Source organism: Streptomyces sp. SCSIO ZS0520 (assembly GCF_025643355.1).
In the GTDB taxonomy this organism is placed as follows: Bacteria; Actinomycetota; Actinomycetes; order Streptomycetales; family Streptomycetaceae; genus Streptomyces; species Streptomyces physcomitrii.
This window is the reverse complement of the sequence record NZ_CP092644.1, coordinates 7,740,376-7,756,883: the sequence shown is the minus strand read 5'-3', so window position 1 is coordinate 7,756,883 and position 16,508 is coordinate 7,740,376. Positions and strand designations below refer to the sequence as shown.

The 16,508-nt window shown below is 71.6% G+C and carries 17 protein-coding genes and 1 riboswitch; of the genes, 8 read left to right on the top strand and 9 right to left on the bottom strand.

Annotated features, from left to right (window positions below):
- Positions 1–11: 11 nt before the first annotated feature.
- On the bottom strand, positions 12–1,034 hold the full coding sequence (locus MID12_RS31860; protein ID WP_263172682.1) for an acetylserotonin O-methyltransferase: 1,023 nt from the start codon (positions 1,032–1,034) through the stop codon (positions 12–14).
- 44 nt (positions 1,035–1,078) lie between these two features.
- Positions 1,079–1,558 carry a PhzA/PhzB family protein gene (locus MID12_RS31855; protein ID WP_244296383.1) on the bottom strand — a complete coding sequence of 160 codons (480 nt, stop codon included), beginning with the start codon at positions 1,556–1,558 and terminating at the stop codon, positions 1,079–1,081.
- A 277-nt stretch (positions 1,559–1,835) separates the two neighbouring features.
- Between MID12_RS31855 and MID12_RS31850 the strand changes: the two genes are divergently transcribed.
- On the top strand, positions 1,836–3,050 hold the full coding sequence (locus tag MID12_RS31850) for an FAD-dependent oxidoreductase (RefSeq protein ID WP_263172679.1): 1,215 nt from the start codon (positions 1,836–1,838) through the stop codon (positions 3,048–3,050).
- Between the two features lie 49 nt (positions 3,051–3,099).
- Here MID12_RS31850 and MID12_RS31845 read toward each other — a convergent pair whose 3' ends face one another.
- Complete coding sequence (locus tag MID12_RS31845; RefSeq protein ID WP_263172677.1) at positions 3,100–3,564, bottom strand: hypothetical protein; 465 nt, start codon at positions 3,562–3,564, stop codon at positions 3,100–3,102.
- Positions 3,565–3,772: 208 nt separating this feature from the next.
- Between MID12_RS31845 and MID12_RS31840 the strand changes: the two genes are divergently transcribed.
- The 4 genes from MID12_RS31840 to MID12_RS31825 all read left to right on the top strand — a co-directional run bounded on the left by MID12_RS31840 (position 3,773) and on the right by MID12_RS31825 (position 7,052).
- Positions 3,773–5,434 carry an ATP-binding cassette domain-containing protein gene (locus tag MID12_RS31840; protein ID WP_263172674.1) on the top strand — a complete coding sequence of 554 codons (1,662 nt, stop codon included), beginning with the start codon at positions 3,773–3,775 and terminating at the stop codon, positions 5,432–5,434.
- 201 nt (positions 5,435–5,635) lie between these two features.
- Positions 5,636–6,022, top strand: coding sequence for a VOC family protein (locus MID12_RS31835; RefSeq protein ID WP_040255756.1), 387 nt, complete (start codon positions 5,636–5,638; stop codon positions 6,020–6,022).
- Complete coding sequence (locus MID12_RS31830; protein WP_263172672.1) at positions 6,019–6,654, top strand: TetR/AcrR family transcriptional regulator; 636 nt, start codon at positions 6,019–6,021, stop codon at positions 6,652–6,654. Before MID12_RS31835 ends, MID12_RS31830 begins: the two co-directional genes overlap by 4 nt.
- Positions 6,655–6,815: 161 nt before the next feature.
- Positions 6,816–7,052 (top strand): hypothetical protein, encoded by a 237-nt coding sequence (locus tag MID12_RS31825; protein WP_040255754.1) that lies wholly within the window; start codon positions 6,816–6,818, stop codon positions 7,050–7,052.
- Positions 7,053–7,170: 118 nt separating this feature from the next.
- Here MID12_RS31825 and MID12_RS31820 read toward each other — a convergent pair whose 3' ends face one another.
- The 6 genes from MID12_RS31820 to MID12_RS31795 form a co-directional block, all read right to left on the bottom strand.
- On the bottom strand, positions 7,171–8,196 hold the full coding sequence (locus MID12_RS31820) for a chitinase (RefSeq protein ID WP_078845352.1): 1,026 nt from the start codon (positions 8,194–8,196) through the stop codon (positions 7,171–7,173).
- Positions 8,197–8,446: 250 nt separating this feature from the next.
- Positions 8,447–9,262: a class I SAM-dependent methyltransferase gene (locus MID12_RS31815; protein WP_052482932.1), complete on the bottom strand. Its 816-nt coding sequence runs from the start codon at positions 9,260–9,262 to the stop codon at positions 8,447–8,449.
- Positions 9,263–9,276: 14 nt separating this feature from the next.
- On the bottom strand, positions 9,277–9,711 hold the full coding sequence (locus tag MID12_RS31810) for a hypothetical protein (RefSeq protein WP_040255752.1): 435 nt from the start codon (positions 9,709–9,711) through the stop codon (positions 9,277–9,279).
- Positions 9,712–9,922: 211 nt separating this feature from the next.
- Positions 9,923–10,696, bottom strand: coding sequence for a transglycosylase SLT domain-containing protein (locus MID12_RS31805; RefSeq protein WP_040255751.1), 774 nt, complete (start codon positions 10,694–10,696; stop codon positions 9,923–9,925).
- 4 nt (positions 10,697–10,700) lie between these two features.
- Positions 10,701–10,882: riboswitch (cyclic di-AMP (ydaO/yuaA leader) on the bottom strand.
- 446 nt (positions 10,883–11,328) lie between these two features.
- Positions 11,329–11,922 (bottom strand): VanZ family protein, encoded by a 594-nt coding sequence (locus tag MID12_RS31800; RefSeq protein ID WP_244296382.1) that lies wholly within the window; start codon positions 11,920–11,922, stop codon positions 11,329–11,331.
- A gap of 231 nt (positions 11,923–12,153) precedes the next feature.
- Positions 12,154–12,792: an HNH endonuclease family protein gene (locus MID12_RS31795; protein ID WP_263172668.1), complete on the bottom strand. Its 639-nt coding sequence runs from the start codon at positions 12,790–12,792 to the stop codon at positions 12,154–12,156.
- Positions 12,793–13,104: 312 nt separating this feature from the next.
- On the opposite strand from MID12_RS31795, the gene MID12_RS31790 reads away from it, so the two are divergent.
- From MID12_RS31790 to MID12_RS31780, 3 genes are all read left to right on the top strand, one after another.
- Positions 13,105–14,073, top strand: coding sequence for an NADPH:quinone oxidoreductase family protein (locus MID12_RS31790; RefSeq protein ID WP_263172666.1), 969 nt, complete (start codon positions 13,105–13,107; stop codon positions 14,071–14,073).
- Between the two features lie 561 nt (positions 14,074–14,634).
- Entirely contained in the window at positions 14,635–15,279 is a 645-nt protein-coding gene (locus tag MID12_RS31785; RefSeq protein ID WP_052482930.1) for a hypothetical protein, read from the top strand.
- 168 nt (positions 15,280–15,447) lie between these two features.
- Complete coding sequence (locus MID12_RS31780; RefSeq protein ID WP_263172663.1) at positions 15,448–16,392, top strand: tyrosine-protein phosphatase; 945 nt, start codon at positions 15,448–15,450, stop codon at positions 16,390–16,392.
- The last annotated feature ends 116 nt before the right edge of the window (positions 16,393–16,508 follow it).

Genomic DNA, 16,508 nt, shown 5'->3' with positions numbered 1-16,508 from the left:
GGAGCGGTCGTTCAGGGGCTGGGCGCGGCGATCAGGGCGGTGGTCTCCACGGGCAGCGCGGCCACGCGTTCCACCTCCAGACCCGCCCGTTCGAGCAGTGCGGTGAAGTGGGCGACGCTGCGATGCCGCCCGCCGTTGGTCATCAGCAGGTGCAGGTCCCACAGGGCGGGCAGCATCGCGGAGCCCTCCTCCTCGACGACCCGCTCCAGGATCAGCAGCCGGGAGGAGGAACTCGCCATCGCCCGGCGGCAGGCGGCGAAGACACCGACCACGGCCTCGTCGTCCCAGCCCGCGAGCACCCGGCACAGCAGATAGACGTCGCCGCCCTGGGGAACGGCGGTGAACATGTCCCCGCCCTCCAGCCGGACCCGGTCGGCCATCCCCCGGGACTCCAGATAGGCGCGCGCGGCAGGCATCACATGCTCGCGGTCCAGGAGGGTCCCCTTGGCGTCGGGCACCGCCTCCAGGAGCGCGGCGAGCAGGTGCCCGGTGCCGCCGCCGACATCGACCAGCTGCTTCCCGCCGGAGAAGTCGAAGATCTCCGGTACGTGCTCGAAGAAGAGGCTGCCCGCCCGCATCGCCTGCTGGAACCGCCGGGAGACGTCCTCGTCCTGGCCGAGGTAGGCGTACAGCGGCTGCCCGTAGGCCGCCTCGAATCCCGAACCGAGCGTACGGAAGGTCTCGGAGGCGTGCCCCCAGGCCGTGTAGAACTCCTCGCCGTACAGCAGGCACATCTCCCGCAGCGAGTGGGGTCCCGAGAGCAGCGTCCGGCTCAGCGCGGTGTTGCGGTAGCCGTCCCGCTCGCCGCCCTCGAACACGCCCATCGCGACGAGGAGGCGCAGCAGTCGGCGGACACCCTCCGGCTCCGCCCCGCACATTTCGGCCAGTGCGGCGCTGGAGGCTTGCCCGGCCTCCAGGTGGTCCGGGATCCCCCACTTCACCGCCGAGTAGAGGGCCTGGGCGCGCCAGCCGCCGGTGATCAGCTCCACCGCCCGCTCGGCGGCCTCCAGGTCCATCGGCCCGGGGCCCCGCATTTCGGGCCCTTGTGCATCAGCGCCGTGTGTTCCGGGCTCCGGCGTCATGAGGTGGGGATCTTTCCCCGGTTGATCACCGGGATGTCGATTCCCAGCGCATAGAGCTGATTGAAGGGATTCATGAACTCCCGCTGTTCCTCGATCAGTCCGTCACGCAGCCGGAAGGCATGCAGGAAGTGGTTCTCGTAATACCCCTCGGGATATCCCGGGTAGCAGATCTTCCCCTTGCCGTCGCACTCCACCCAGAAGCGGTTCGGGTCCTGCGTCTCGAACACCTCGATGTTGTACCAGACCCAGTCCGGGAACATCTTCAGCGACCATTCCCCATGGGCCTTCAGTACCGCGTGTCCGCGGGAGACGACCGGCTTGCGCGTATCCGCCGTGTACAGGCCCGCGCTGCCTTCCTCGGTGAAGAGCAGATAGCGGTCGAGCCGCCCCTCCCCCTGCCGGCTCAGATAGTCCTCCACCACCGCGCGCTGGCGACGCCTCAACTCCACGTCACCTTCCCCATCGCCCTCGAACACACCCACCACCCCTTCCGGTCGCGGAGCACCAAAAAGCCGACCCTCCTAAGCAACCAACCACCCGGCCCCAGCGTCAACACACCTCGGCCGCCCGCACACCGCACACGGACCGGCGCCCCAACTACCGCATCCCCGCCCGCCGTTCAACCGCGGAAACCTCGCACTCGCACAAGCCGCCGCCGCCCGCCTACCCTCACCCCCGGCCCCCTCCGCAGCGAAAGCGAACCCCTCCGCGGACGACGGAAACGGCAATCGACAAGGCAAAGGAAAAAGGCCCATGACGCCACCCGGCCAGGAAAACCGAGCGGGTACCGGTAACGGCACCGATTCCGGCACCACCGCCCGCGCCCGTACGGCGATTGTCATCGGCGGGGGAATCGCGGGGCCCGCGGTCGCCATGGCGCTCAGAAAGGCGGGTGTCGAGGCCACGATCTACGAGGCCTATGACACCACCGCCGACGGAATAGGCGGCGGGATCAGCATCGCCCCGAACGGCCTCGACGCGCTCGGCGCCATCGACGCCGATGAACCGGTGCGCGCCATCGGGACACCGCTCTACGGCAATGTCATCACCAACGCCCAGAATGTGAAGGTGGCGGAGCTGGCGCTCCCCGAGGAACTGCCGCCGCTCCATTTCGTCTGGCGTACGGACCTCTACCGGACGCTCCACGACCAGAGCAGGGAACGCGGCATCACCACCCACCGCAACAAGAAATTCCTCACCGCCGAGGAATCCCCCACCCATATCACCGCGCACTTCGCCGACGGCAGCACCGCGCAGGCCGATATCCTCATCGGCGCGGACGGCATCCGTTCCACGGTCCGCACGCTCATCAACGCGGAGAATCCGCCGCCGCATTACGCCGGTCTGCTCGGCTTCGCCGCGCCGCTCGCGGACACCCGCACCCCGCCCACCGGCGGCAAGCTGCACATCACCCACGGCAAGCGGGCCTCGTTCGGCTATCTCAGCCAGGAGGACCGTTCCGGCGGCTGGTTCGCCAATCTGCCGCATCCGGAGCACCTCACGCTCCAAGAGGTCCGCAAGACCACCCCCCAGGAGTGGCTGCGGACGCTCCGCGCGGCCTATACGGACGACGACTCCCCGGCCGTCGCCATGCTCGACCTCACCGACCCGGACCAGCTGCTCATGACCGGCCCCCTGGAGCTGACACCCCCGACGCCCACCTGGCACCGGGGCCGGATCGTGCTCGTCGGGGACTCCCTGCACGCCACCTCGCCCACCAGCGGGCAGGGCGCCAGCCTGGCCCTGGAGAGCGCCGTGCAGCTGGCCCGGTGCCTGCGCGACCACCCGCACCCCGAGGCCTTCGCCGCCTACGAGGCGCTGCGCCGCCCCCGGGTCGAGGAGATCATCGAGCAGACCGACCAGGCCAATCAGACCAAGGCCAGGCCCGAGGCCCGCAAGACCGACCCCCGGCACCACAGCGCCACCTGGCATCTGCACCATCACATCGACTGGAACTCGCCCACGTAGCAGGGCGGTTGCCCCGTAGGCCCGCTCCGATGTCCCTCACGTACCGCCGCTAGCGCAGGAGTTCGGCCGCGAGCTCGGCGTACGCCTGCTCGGTGCGCGGCTTCAGCCGCCGCAGCTCCCGGAAGCCCGGCGAGGCGAGAGCCGGGTCGAAGGGGATGAGGTGGACGGCCTCCTGGGCGACGCGCAGGTGGTCGGAGTGCGGTGGCGAAGGGGGGCGAGGGGGGAGGGCGTCGAGGGCACCCTCGGAGGGGGCGGCGAGGAGGGCCCAGCGCCACGGTGGCGGTGGAGCGGCCGCTGTGCGGGTGGGCGTCGACCGGGGCACTCGCCGGCTGGGCGGCAGCGCCGTCCTCAGCTCCGCCGACCGGGCCTCCGGGGCGGCGCCGAGCAGCCAGGGTGCGTGGCGTCCGGCGAGGCGCCCCCGCTCCCCCGCCCGGAAAACCCGCTGCCGCGCTCCCCCGCTCTCGGTTACAGTGGCCGGGTCCTGTTGTCGGAGATAGAGGTGGACGTTGCGCATCTGAGGTTCGCGATCATCGCGCGGTACGGCTCTCGGCCGTACGCCGTCACGTCCGATCGGCGCTGTCGCCGTCCGTGACCCCGCGTGCATGCGACCTCGGTGCCGAGCCGCCCGCGCTTCTCGCAGGGACTCGCCCCTCTCCGTCAGTCGTCGCCCGGTGTTCGCCTGAGCAGCCCCCTTCCCACCGCGCTCCTGACCGGGAGATCCCATGCCCCATTCCGCCACCCCCGGCGCCGCTGTGACCTGCTCCGCCCTGTCCTTCCGCTGGCCGGACGGCACCACCGTCTTCGACTCGCTCTCCTTCACCGCGCCCCGCGGCCGCATCGGTCTCGTCGGCGGCAACGGCGCGGGCAAGTCGACGCTGCTGCGGCTGCTCGCCGGAGCCCTGCGCCCCGCCGAGGGTTCGGTGACCGTCGGCGGGAACCTCGCCCATCTGCCGCAGGACCTCACCCTCGACACGGGGCTCCGCGTCGAGGAGGCGCTCGGCATCGCGGACCGCCGGGCGGCGCTGCGGTGCGTCGAGTCCGGCGATGTGCGCGAGGAGCACTTCGAGACGATCGGCGAGGACTGGGACGTCGAGGAGCGGGCGCTGGCCACCCTCGGCTCGCTCGGCCTCGGCGGGCTCGGACTCGACCGGACCGTCGGCGAGATGTCCGGCGGCGAGACCGTACTGCTGCGCCTTGCCGCCCTCCTCCTGGAGCGCCCCGACGTCCTGCTCCTCGACGAACCCACCAACAACCTGGACCTGCTTGCCCGCCGCAGGCTGTACGAGGCGGTCGACTCCTGGCGCTCCGGAGTGCTCATCGTGGTCAGCCACGACCGGGAACTGCTGGAGCGCGTGGACCGCATCGCCGAGCTGCACGCGGGCGCGGTGAGCTGGTACGGCGGCGGCTGGAGCGCCTACCAGGAGGCGCTGGCCGCCCAACAGGAGGCGGCAGGGCGGACGTTGCGGGCCGCCGAGGCCGATGTGCGCAGGCAGCGGCGGGAGTTGGAGGAGGCGCAGGTGAAGGTGGCCCGCCGCCAGCGGCACAGCAGGAAGATGGACGCCCAGCGGCGCGCGCCGAGGATCGTCGCCGGAGAGCGCAAGCGGTCCGCGCAGGAGTCCGGGGACAAGCTGCGCGGCCTGCAGGAGGACCGGCTCCAGCAGGCGCGCGAGCGGCGCGAGGAGGCCGCCGAGGCGATCCGTACCGACGCCGAGATCCGGGTCGGCCTCCCGCACACGGCCGTGCCCGCGGGCCGCGGAGTGCTGAGCCTGAGCGGACTGCGCCCGCGCTTCGGGAAGCTGCGCGAGGGCAGCCTCGAGGTGCGCGGGCCGGAGCGGATCGCCCTGGTCGGACGCAACGGCGCGGGCAAGACGACGCTGCTGCGCACCCTCACGGGCGAGCTGGAGCCGCTGGCCGGTGAAGCCCGCACCTTCGTTCCGCTGCGCTTCCTTCCCCAGCGACTCGACGTACTGGACGAGGAGTTGAGCGTCGCCGCGAACGTGGCCCGCAGTGCGCCGGGCGTCTCCGAGAACGAGATCCGCGCGCAACTGGCCCGCTTCCTGTTCCGGGGCGCCCGTGCGGAGCAGCCCGCGGGCACCCTCTCCGGCGGCGAGCGGTTCCGGGCCGCCCTCGCGGCGACGATGCTGGCCGCCCCCGCCCCGCAGCTGCTGATGCTGGACGAGCCGACGAACAACCTGGACCTGGCCAGCGTCCGGCAGCTGACGAGCGCCCTCGACTCCTACGAGGGGGCCCTGCTCATCGCCGGCCACGACCTCTCCTTCCTGGCGGACGTGGGCGTCACCCGCTGGCTGGTCCTCGGCGAGACGATCGAGGAGACGAGCGCCGAGGAGGTGCGTGAGGTGCTGGAGGCGGCGGAGGGCAGCTGAGACCGGCGGGGAGCGGCCGGGACCCGCGGGGAACGGAGAGCGGTGTTGACCCTGCTCCCGGTACGGGATTACGATCCGAACCGGTTCGGATCGTAATCAGTCTCGGCCTCGGCACGGCGCAGCCGCGCGGCGGCCGTCCACGCTCGCGACCCGTCCGTGCCCGCCGCCCCGCTCGCCGTACCGCCTCTTCGAGGAGTCCTCATGCGCGTCACCGGCTTCGACCATCTGGTGCTCAATGTCAGCGATGTCGAGCGCTCCCTCGACTTCTACTGCGGTCCGCTCGGCCTGGCGGGCGAGCGGGTCGCGGAGTGGCGGGCCGGGAAGGTGCCGTTCCCCTCGGTGCGGGTGAGCCCGGACACCGTCATCGACCTCTTCCAGGGCCCCCGCGGCGAGTCCAATGTGGACCACATCTGCCTGGTCGTGGAGCCGCTGGACTGGCAGCAGGTCGTCGATTCCGGGGAGCTGCGCGTGCTGGAGGGCCCGGTCGGCCGCTGGGGCGCCCGCGGCGAGGCCGAGTCGGTGTACGTGAGCGATCCGGACGGCAACACCGTCGAGCTGCGCTGGTATCCGCAGGACGCCGGGCGGTGACGGCCCGGACCGCCGCCGGGCGCCCGCGCGACCCCGCGATCGACGCGGCGGTGCTCGGCGCCGCCGTGGGCCTGCTCGGCGAGGCCGGGTACGCCGCCTTCGCGATGGAGAAGGTGGCGGCGCGGGCCGGGACGACGAAGGCGGCCATACGGCGCCGCTGGCCGGTGCGGCAGCGGCTGGTCATCGACGCGCTCGCCTCGGTGATGGTGGCGCCGCCGGTGCCGGACAACGGCTGCACCCGCTGCGATCTCCACCAGAGCGTGCAACTGCTCGCCGAGGCGCTCGACGAGCGGCTGCCGCCGGGGGTGCTCGCCCCGCTGCTCGCCGACTGCGCGGCGGACCCGGAACTCCACCGGCAGCTGGTGGAGCAGCTGATCACACCGAGCCGGAGCGCGGCGGCCACCGCGGTGCGCCGCGCCGTCGACCGGGGCGATCTGCTGCCCGGCACCGACCCGGCCCTGCTCACCGATCTGCTGGCCTCGGTGGTGTACCAGCGGGCCCTGCTCGGCGGCGCCCCCGTGGACCGGGCGGGGGCGCGGGCGCTCGTGGACCTGCTGCTGCGGGGCGTGGCCGTCGACTTCGCACGCCTGGTCCGCATCAGCGAGGAGCGCGACCGGGACCACCGGCACTGAACCGGGGCCACCGCGCCGAGGGGGATGGAGCCGCTCCGCCGCCGGGCATACCGCCGGGGAAGCTGCGAGGCTTGGACGGGCGGGCCTCGTCCTCACCCTTCCGGATGAACATACGGATCCCGCGCGTGGGCAACGATTCCCCCGAGCGATGGGAGACAGACATGAGTGGATTTCTCGACCGGGCCAAGGAGCAGGCGCAGAGCGCGCTGAACCAGGGCAAGCAGAAGGTCGACGAGGTACAGCAGCAGCGCGCGGGCAACGACCTGCTGCGCAAGCTCGGCGCCGCCTACTACGCGGAACGCCACGGCACCGGCACCCCGCAGGCGACCGGGGACGCGCTCAACGCCCTGGAGGCCCATGTCGCCCTGCACGGGGACGGGTTCCTGCACAGCTCCTGAGGGCAGGGGCGCGCCCTCGGTGCCTCAAGCGGTGGCGGCCCGGGTCCGCGGAGACGGTTTCTCCGCGACCCGGGCCGCCGCCGGTTCCGCGTACGTACGAGCTGCCGAGGGGTACGGGCTACGGCAGTCCGTGGACGTGCGGACCGACCGCGCCGGACCAGGAGTTGCCCGCCGCGGCGTCCCAGTTCGTCGACCAGGTCATCGCGCCGCGCAGCCCCGGGTAGGTCTTCGAGGGCTTGAAGGAACCGCAGTTGGTGCCCTGGGTGAGGCAGTCGAGGGCGTTGTTCACCACCGAGGGCTCCACATAGCCGCTGCCCGCGCCCTTGGTGGAGGCCGGCACGCCGATCCCGACCTGCGAGGGGTCGAGACCGCCTTCGAGCTGGATGCAGGCGAGGCCGGTCAGGAAGTCGACGGTGCCCTGGGAGTAGACCTGGCCGTCGCAGCCGAGCATCGAACCGCTGTTGTAGTACTGCATGTTGACGACGGTGAGCAGGTCCTTCACGTTCAGCGCCGTCTTGAAGTACTCGTTCTCGGTCGACTGCATGTCGATGGTCTGCGGCGCCATCGTCAGCACGAAGTCCGAACCGGCCTTCTCGCCCAGGGACTTGAGCGCCTTGGTCATGTACGTCGAGTTGAGGCCGTTCTCCAGGTCGATGTCGACACCGTCGAAGCCGTACTCCTGCATCAGCGCGTACACCGAGTCGGCGAAGGCGGTGGCGGAGGCGTCATCGGTGACGCTGACCGTGCCCTTCTCGCCGCCGATGGAGATGATCACGGACTTCCCGTCGGCCTGCTTGGCGGCGACGTCCTCCTTGAACTGCTCGACGCTATAGCCGCCGAGGCCCGCCGAGTCGAGGTTGAAGGTCACCTCGCCCGGGGTCCCGGTCGCGTCGGCGAAGGCGACGGCAACGATGTCGTAGTCGTCCTGCACCTCGGCGAGGGTCTGGACGGTCGCCCCGTTGTCGAAGTTCTGCCAGTAGCCGGTCACGGCGTGCGCCGGGACAGCGGCCGGGCCCGCCTTGCTGCTGACCAACGGCGCGGCCTCCTGTGCGGCGCTCACCGTGGGGGCGGCGAGGCCCGCGGCGGCGAGCACCCCGGCGACGAGAACGGCTTTGAGCGTGCGGGGACGTACTCTGCTGTGCACTGCATGGCCTCCCGGAAATGCGCTCCGCACCGGGCGGGCAGCGTCGACTGCGCGCCCCGTGCGGGAACTTGGGTGTGGGGGTCGGTGGCCACCGATGAACGTACAAGCTGGTCCAGACCATTGTTCCTGTCAAGGGTGCGCGCAGGAGTCGGGCCGCCTCGGCGGGGCCTCTCGCCCGCGCCGGACGGCCGGATGCGCGGCATCGCCGCCGGTCACCGCCGTGGCGGACCGCCCGCGGCGCAGCGGCGGATCAGTCGGGGACCGCGGCCGTGAAACCCGCCGGGAACGGGTTGGCGAGCGCGGTGGCCCAGTAGTCGGCCCCGCGGCTCGCGAACTCCTCGGCCGGGATGCTCTCCTCGTCCGGCAGCGCCCAGGACGGCGGGCCGAAGCCGGCCTCCGCCAGCGCCCGGGCGTAGACGTCGGCATCCCAGCGGGACATCGACAGCGGGATGTCGGCCTCCGGGGCGATCAGCGCGATACGGAGCCGGTGCCGCCCCTCGGCGGGCTCGGCGCGGTGCACCCGCAGGCCGTACCGGGTCCAGTCCGGGCCGTGCACCTCGTAGCCGGGATTCACGGTGATCGCGACCAGGCGTCCCCCGGGCCTTAGCGCCCGGCGCGCGCTCGCGGCCATCGCGGTCAACTCCGCTGGTGAGTCGGCGTAGTTGAACAGCCAGACGGCGGTGACCGTGTCGAAGCTGCCGAGGTCGGGCAGGTCGCGGGCGTCACCGACGTGGAAGCGGACCGCCGGGTCCCCGGTGGCCGACTCGGCGCGTCGGACCATCTCGGGCGAGAGGTCCACGCCGACGACCTCGGCGGTGCCGAGGCCGTGCGCGGTGCGGGCGTAGAAGCCGTACCCCGTGGCCAGGTCCAGGACCCGCTGACCCGCCACGTCCCCGAGGAGCCGCAGGAAGAGGCCCAGTTCGGGGACGGGGGCGGTGGCGGACATCTTGTACTGGCGGTACAGGTCGCCCACGCGGTCGTACTGCGGGTCGTCGCCGGCCCGCCGGGGTGCCTGGCCGGCCTGCCCGGGATCGTCGCTGTCCTGCTGTGGGTCGGTGTGCGCCATGGCGTGCCCCGCGGTCAGGTGCGGGGGCCCGCGGTGCGCATGCTGCCGCAGAGTGCCCAGATCACGAAGCCGTCGATGGCGACCGCCACGATGGCCCACACCGGGGAGTACGGCAGCCACATGAAGTTGGCGATCAGATGGAGCGAGGCGATCACCACGCCGAGCGTGCGCGCCCAGGCCACTCCGCTGAGGATGCCGAGGCCGGTGAGGACCAGCACGATGCCGAGGATGAGGTGGGTCCAGCCCCATGCGGAGACATCGAACTCGTACACGTAGTTGCCGACGCGGCCGTAGACGTCGTCGTCGGAGATGCCCGCGATCCCGGTGAGGATGGCCAGCACTCCCCCGACGAACATCAGAGTGCCCGCGAACATGGTGCCGCCCGTGATCCACGCGCCGCCGGACGGGTCGCTGCGCGAGCCTCCCGGCCTGTTCACCGTCTGCGCCATGACCGGACTCCTTCACTCGGGTGGACGTCATACCGAGCGTGGGCGGGCTCCGCCACCGCGGCCATCGGCCAGGGGCCATTCGGGTGAAGCCCCGAGCGGCGGCCCCCGGAGCCGGGGCGTGACAGAGCGTGCCGGTGCGCTTCCCCTGTCGGGGCGCACACCGGCACGCTCGGGTGGAGACGGGTGGAGACGGATCGAGGTGGCGGGTGGATCAGTACGGTCCGTCGACGTTGTCGATCGAGCCGTAGTTGTCGGCGGCGTAGTTGCACGCGGCCGTGATGTTCGCGACCGGGTCGAAGATGTCCGTCGAGGTGCCCGGCACGTGGTACGCCTCGAAGGTCGGCGGAATGACCTGGAGCAGGCCCTTCGACGGGGTTCCGGCCGCCGCGTTCGAGTCCCAGTTGTTGACGGCCGAGGGGTTGCCGGAGGACTCGCGCAGGATGTTGCGCTCAATTCCCTCGTAGGAGCCGGGAATTCCGTGCTCGGCCATCACCGCGAGCGATTCTTTGATCCAGCCGTCGAGGTCGTCGGAATACGTGGCGGGTTCCGCGGATTCACTCGACGAAGTCTTCGAGGCCGTGGTGTCGGAGGCCGGCTTTTCCTGGGACTTCGACGTGGCCGGGGCGTTGATGGTGAGCTTCAGGCCCGGGCGGATCAGTGACGGGTCGTCACCGACGGCCTTCCGGTTGTCCTGGTAGAGCCGCTTCCAGCCGCCGTCGACGGACTGGTCCTGAGCGATCTTCGAGAGGTAGTCGCCGGCGACCACGGAGTACGTGGCGGGGGCGTCCTTCTTCTTCTCGGACTTCTCGGCGGTGGCGGCCGCGCTGCTCTTCTCGGGAGCGGACGACTTGGCCGAGTCGGCCGCGTTCGCGCCGGTCGCGGCCATCATCGGCAGGACGAGAGCGGCGCCGCCGGTGCCCGCGGCGACGACGGAACGGGTGAGCGAACTGCTCTTCGGACGACGGTGCTTGCCCTTTTTGGCCATGGTGGATTCCTCTCCGTCGCCTGCGAGGTGAGCTGTCGGGTTCGGGCTGGAGATGCCCGGCCGTGGCGCGCACGACTTCACCCCGAGCCGTTCCGTTTCGGACCGGCGGTGATATTGGGTTCCCCGCTCCTGCCTGGCGAGTGAGTGCGGTGACCGGACAGCGGCAGGATTAGGCGTCCATCCGGATTGCGGTGACGCTAAGCGAATCCGGCGGCAGGGAACAAGTCCCTGATTAGCGGATGCAATCCACGACGGGAAAACCGGGAGAGTTCCGGAGTGGCGCAGGCCTCAGCGGGCAGCACAACTCGGCTTCCGGGAAAGGGAAATGGGCTTGGAGATCACTCCGCGATATCCGGCGGAGAGTGACGCATGTCACTGGCTCGCGGTGCAACCATTCGCCGTGCGGCGACTCAGGCAAGGGATACAAGGCGAGTTATTTCGCGCAAAGAGCGGTGATGGTGATGAGACAGGGAAAGAGGCACTAATTCCCGCCAAAACGGTCACCGGTTCTCGCGCCAGGAAGGCGGGCGGCACGCATACGACTGCTGCGGCACCCGATGTGCACGGATGCCGCAGCAGGAGGGACAGCGGGCGGAGCGGCGTGTACGGCCCCGTCGACGCCGGGAGGGGGCTCAGCTCTCCGCGGTGGAGCGGCGGGTGAAGCGGTGCCACCAGTGCGTACGGCGCGGGTGCAGCGCCCGGCTCACCCGGCGGCCGAGGAGGAGGTAACCGGCGAGCGCGCCCGTGGTGTTGAGCAGGACGTCGTCGACGTCGAAGGCGCGCCCGGTCACGAAGGCGCCCTGGGTAAGCTCTACCAGGAACATGACAAATGCGGTCAGAAAGGCGATCCGCAGCAGCCCGCGGGTCCGCGGCGCGAGGACCGGAAGCAGCAGGCCGAAGGGGACGCCGAGCAGGAGGTTGCCGCCGAGCTGCTTGACCGTGTCGCGGAAGGCGGGCCGGGCGAGGTAGTCCCGGATCGAGCTGCCGGGGCTCAGGTTGTTGTGGGTCAGCGCCTCCGAACTGGCCGAGGGCTCCAGGGTGAGGCGGGCGAGTACCACCGCGAAGCCGACCATGAGCCCGAAGGCGAGCAGCATCACCAGAACCCGCAGGAACATCGGCGCCGGCGCCCCGCCGTTCGCAGGGACGGTGCCCGCGTCCTCCCGGGGACCCTTGTCGTCCGTACCGCCCTTGGCGCCCTTGGCGCTCTTGCCACGTGCCTGCTTCATCGGTCCTGCCTCCGTCTTTCCCGGTGCTCCGGCGTGCGAGTTCCGCTACCCGCTTCGGGAGGCCGCACGCGCAGAGCACCGGGATCCGGCCACCGGTTCCGGTACGGAAGGGCGTGCTCCGGGACAGCGGCGGGAGGAGGCGGCCGAGGACGGCTCCACCCCAGGGGCCTGGCCTGTCCACCCCGGGGTGCTCGACCGGGGTGGACAGGCCAGGCCGCAAAGGGGCAGGGCTCAGCAGCCGTTGAGGACCGAGCTGAGCGCGCTCTTCTCGGCGGAGTCGACGCTCAGCCCGTAGTAGTGCTTCACCTGCACCCAGGCGCGGGCGTAGGTGCACTTGTAGGCGGTGCGGGAGGGCCACCAGTCCGCGGGGTCCTTGTCGCCCTTGGACTGGTTGACGTTGTCGGTGACCGCGAGGAGCTGCGGCCGGGTCAGGTCGTTGGCGAGCTGCTGGCGCTTGGCGGTGCTCCAGTTCCAGGCACCGCTGCCCCAGGCCTCGGCCAGCGGGATCAGGTGGTCGATGTCGACGTCGGAGGCGGCGCTCCAGGTGGCCCCGTCGTAGGGCGAGTACCAACTGCCGCTGGTGGCCTTGCAGGAGGAGTCGGTGACGACCCCCGAACCGTCCCGCTTGAGGATGGTCTCGCGGGTGTCGCAGGCGCCGCTGACGGTGATCCAGTGCGGGAAGAGGTCCCGGCTGTAGCCGCTCATGGAGTGCTCGGCGGTGGCGCTCATCGAGGACAGGTAGGAGCGGGCGGTGCTGGCCGCGATCGGGGTGGGCAGCGCCGCCTCGGCGGGGGCGGTGGCGAGCAGGGTCAGGGCGGTCGTGGCGGCGGCGGTGAAGGCCGCGGCGAGGGCGCGTGCGTGCTTGCGCATCAGGTCTCCCGGCAAGTGGAGGAGCAGGGGATGGGGGGCGGCCATATGGTGCCGCGCCCGGCTCTATGCGGGTAGATGCCGGAGTGAAATTCCCGTGACGAGCGCACAACAGGCCGGATATTGCGGGTGGTTGGTGGCTCTTGCACCCCTCTGGCCACCCCGGCCGCACGGGTCGCCGAGCGCGGATCCCGGCCCGGCGCGACGGCCGCGCGGGAGCGCCGCGACCCGCGCCGCGGACCCGACCGCTATTGAGCAATGCTCAGGAGCTGCCCTAACCTCGGCAGGGTCGACGTCTGGGAAAGGACAATGCGGATGCGCGCGGTGCGGGTGGTACGGCTCGAAGGACCGGATGCGGTGGAGGTCGCGGAGATCGGCCCGCCGGAGCGCCAGGAGGGGCAGGTCCTGATCGACGTACGGGCGGCGGGGGTGACCTACCCGGACGTGCTCCTGACCCGGGGTGCCTACCAGCTCAAGCCCGAGCCGCCGTTCGTCCCCGGTTCCGAGGTGGCCGGGGTGGTCCGCGAGGCCCCGGCGGGCTCCGGCTTCACCGCGGGGCAGCGCGTCGCCGCCTTCCCGGGCTTCGGCGGCTTCGCCGAGCAGGTGGCCGCCGATCCCGCGATGGTCTTCCCGCTGCCCGAGCGCCTGTCCTTCGCGGCCGGTGCGGGCCTGCCGATGAACTACCTCACCGCCCACTTCGCCTTCGTCCGGCGGGCCGGGCTGCGCGCCGGCGAGACCGTGCTCGTGCACGGCGCGGCGGGCGGCGTGGGCACCGCCGCCGTCCAGCTGGCCGCGGCCCTCGGCGCCCGGGTGGTGGCCGTGGTCTCCTCGGAGGCGAAGGGCGAGGTCGCCCGCAAGGCGGGGGCCGACGAGGTGGTGCTCGCCGAGGGCTTCCTGCCCGCGGTGAAGGAGCTGACCGGCGGCCGCGGGGTGGACGTGGTGGTCGACCCGGTGGGCGGCGACCGCTTCACCGACTCGCTGCGCAGCCTCGCCCCCGAGGGGCGCCTGCTCGTCATCGGCTTCACCGGCGGCGAGATCCCGACCGTGAAGGTGAACCGGCTGCTGCTCAACAACATCGACGTACGGGGCGTCGGCTGGGGCGCCTACTGGCTGGCCCGCCCCGCGTATCTGCAGGAGCAGTGGCGGGACCTGCTCCCCCACCTGGAGGCCGGGCGCCTGGACCCGGTCCTCGGCGGCTCCTACGCCCTGGACGACGCGGCCGCGGCCCTGCGCGCTCTGGACGACCGCACCGCCTCCGGCAAGATCGTCCTCGACGTGGGCTGAGCGGACGGCCACCCGCGGCGACGGGGGCGAGGAGGGCACCGGGAGGCCCGCCTCGCCCCCGTCGCCATGACCGGTCCGGAGCGGCGGGAGCGAACTCCCGGCAGAGCAGACGGCGTTGACCCGCGACCGTCCCGGGCCCCGGCGCAGGGCTCCTGCGGATACTCACCCGGAGACAAGTCAACGGGCCCGCCCTACTGGCCCGTTGACAAGAACCGAGCCCCGGCCGCGGCAATGCGCGCTGTTCGGCAATTCCTTATTGCCCGCCAGGTTACCCGTGTGTAACGTCTGGCCGGCGAGCCCGCAGAACAGGCGAGTTCAGCCCCCTTTCCCTCACTTCCCGCGCAGTGTGAGCGTGTTCGCGTTTCTGCTCCTGATCGTGTTCGTGTGTTCGTGTGTTCGTGTCGTAGGAATTCCGTGTCCGGGTCCGGCCGCCGCTGTGCGCGCTCTGGCCCGCGCCGCCTCTCCCGTACGCGGAAGTGCTCCGCAAGGCCGTATCCGTACGCGCACCGCTCGCCGCACCGCCTCCCGCGCACCGCCTCTCCGCACCCTCCTGGAGCCGTGATGAAACCCTCGACGTCCACCTCGCACCGGGGCCGAAGAGCCGCCCTCCGTACCGCCCTCGCGCTGGGCGCCACCGCCGCGCTGATGACCACCACCACGGGCGCCGCCCATGCCGCGCCGGTCCGGCTCGACTATCCCCTGTCGGGCACCACGCATCTGAAGGGGACCGACTCCGACCTCACGCTCGGCCCCGGGACCCTGGAGGCGACGGCCGACCTGGCGGCGGGCACGCTCAGCGCGAACACGAAACTCCCGCCCGCGAAGGGGGAGTTCCACATGATCGGGATCGTGCCCGTCTCGGTGACGACGGAATTCATCGAGTCCGAGCCCACCAAGGGCACCATCGACAACAAGACCGGTGCGGTCGAGAGCACCACGAAACTCACCCTGCGGCTCAAGAATCTCAAGGTCGCGGGAATTCCCACCCCGATCGGGAACTCCTGCCAGACCGAAGTCCCCGCGGTACTCGACCTCACCAGCGAGCCGGGCTTCAATCCGCTCACCGGCGGCACCCTCTCGGGCGAGTACACCATCCCGAAGTTCGAGCACTGCCTGCTCGCGACGCCGCTGATCAACCTGATCATCCCGGGCGACGGCAACAGCGTCAGCCTCAAGCTCGGCCCCGCCCAGCGGCCGCCCGCCTGACCCCCGTGAAAGGGGTGCCCCCGCAGACCCGCCTGCGGGGGCACCCGTACGTGCGGAGGTCCAGGCTCCGTGGCGAAACCGTGCTCTGGGGTTGCGCCTGGCCGAATAGGGGTCCTAGGGGCTCGGGTTGCCGTCGCGCCGCGGGCCTCCCCTGCCACAGTGGGGCGCATGCGTCTACCACGACTTCTTCCGGCCGCTCCGGCTGCCGCGGCGAGCCTGTGCCTGCTCGCGCTGAGTTCACCCGCCACCGCCGCGGAACCCGCCGCCGCCTCCGCGGGCTCCGCGGCGACGGCGGCCGAAACCCCCGGGCTGCGGGGTGTGCGCGGGGGCCACATCCCGCTCGCGGGCACCGTCAACACCCGTGATCTGGGCGGCCTCGGCACGGTGTCCGGCCGCCACATCCGCGAGGGCCTCCTCTTCCGCTCGGACTCCCTGGGCAAGCTCACCGACGAGGGCGTGGAACAGCTCGCCGGGCTCGGGCTGCGCTCGGTCGTCGACTTCCGGACACCCTTCGAGATCGAGTACGACAAGCCCGACCGCCTGCCGCCGGGCGTCACCGGCACCGCCCGCCCGGTCAGCGACAACGGCTCGTACAAGCTGCTGATGGACGCCATCGCCTCGCGCGATCCGCAGAAGCAGCAGGAGCTGCTCGGTGACGGCAAGGCCGAGGCCGCCATGCACGACATCTACCGCACCTTCGTCACCGACCCGGACAGCCGGGCGGCCTTCGGGGCGACCCTGCGCGACCTCGCCCGGGGGGACAGCGGGCCCGTCCTCTTCCACTGCACCTCGGGCAAGGACCGCACCGGGTGGATGACCTACGTACTGCTGCGCGCGCTCGGGGCGTCGAAGGCCACCGCGGAGAAGGACTACCTCTACTCCAACACGCTGCGCGCCGAGACCGACAAGAAGGCCCGTGACTACCTCAAGGAGTCCGGGGCCATGCAGAACCCGGACCTGATCATCCCGCTCCAGGAGGTCCGCACCGCCTACCTGGACACCGCACTCGCCGAGATCACCCGCGGCTACGGCAGCTTCCCGGTGTACCTGGCCAAGGGGCTCGGCCTCGACCCCGCGGCCCAGGCGCGGTTGCGCGCCCGGCTGCTGAACTGACCGCTCCCCGCGGCCACTTCGCGGCACCCCGGGTCCCGGTTCTCCGCGCGGAGAGCCGGGACCCGCTTGCGTACAGGGGCCGGTTGAGGGGCGCCTCCCCCTAAGTACCCTTCCGG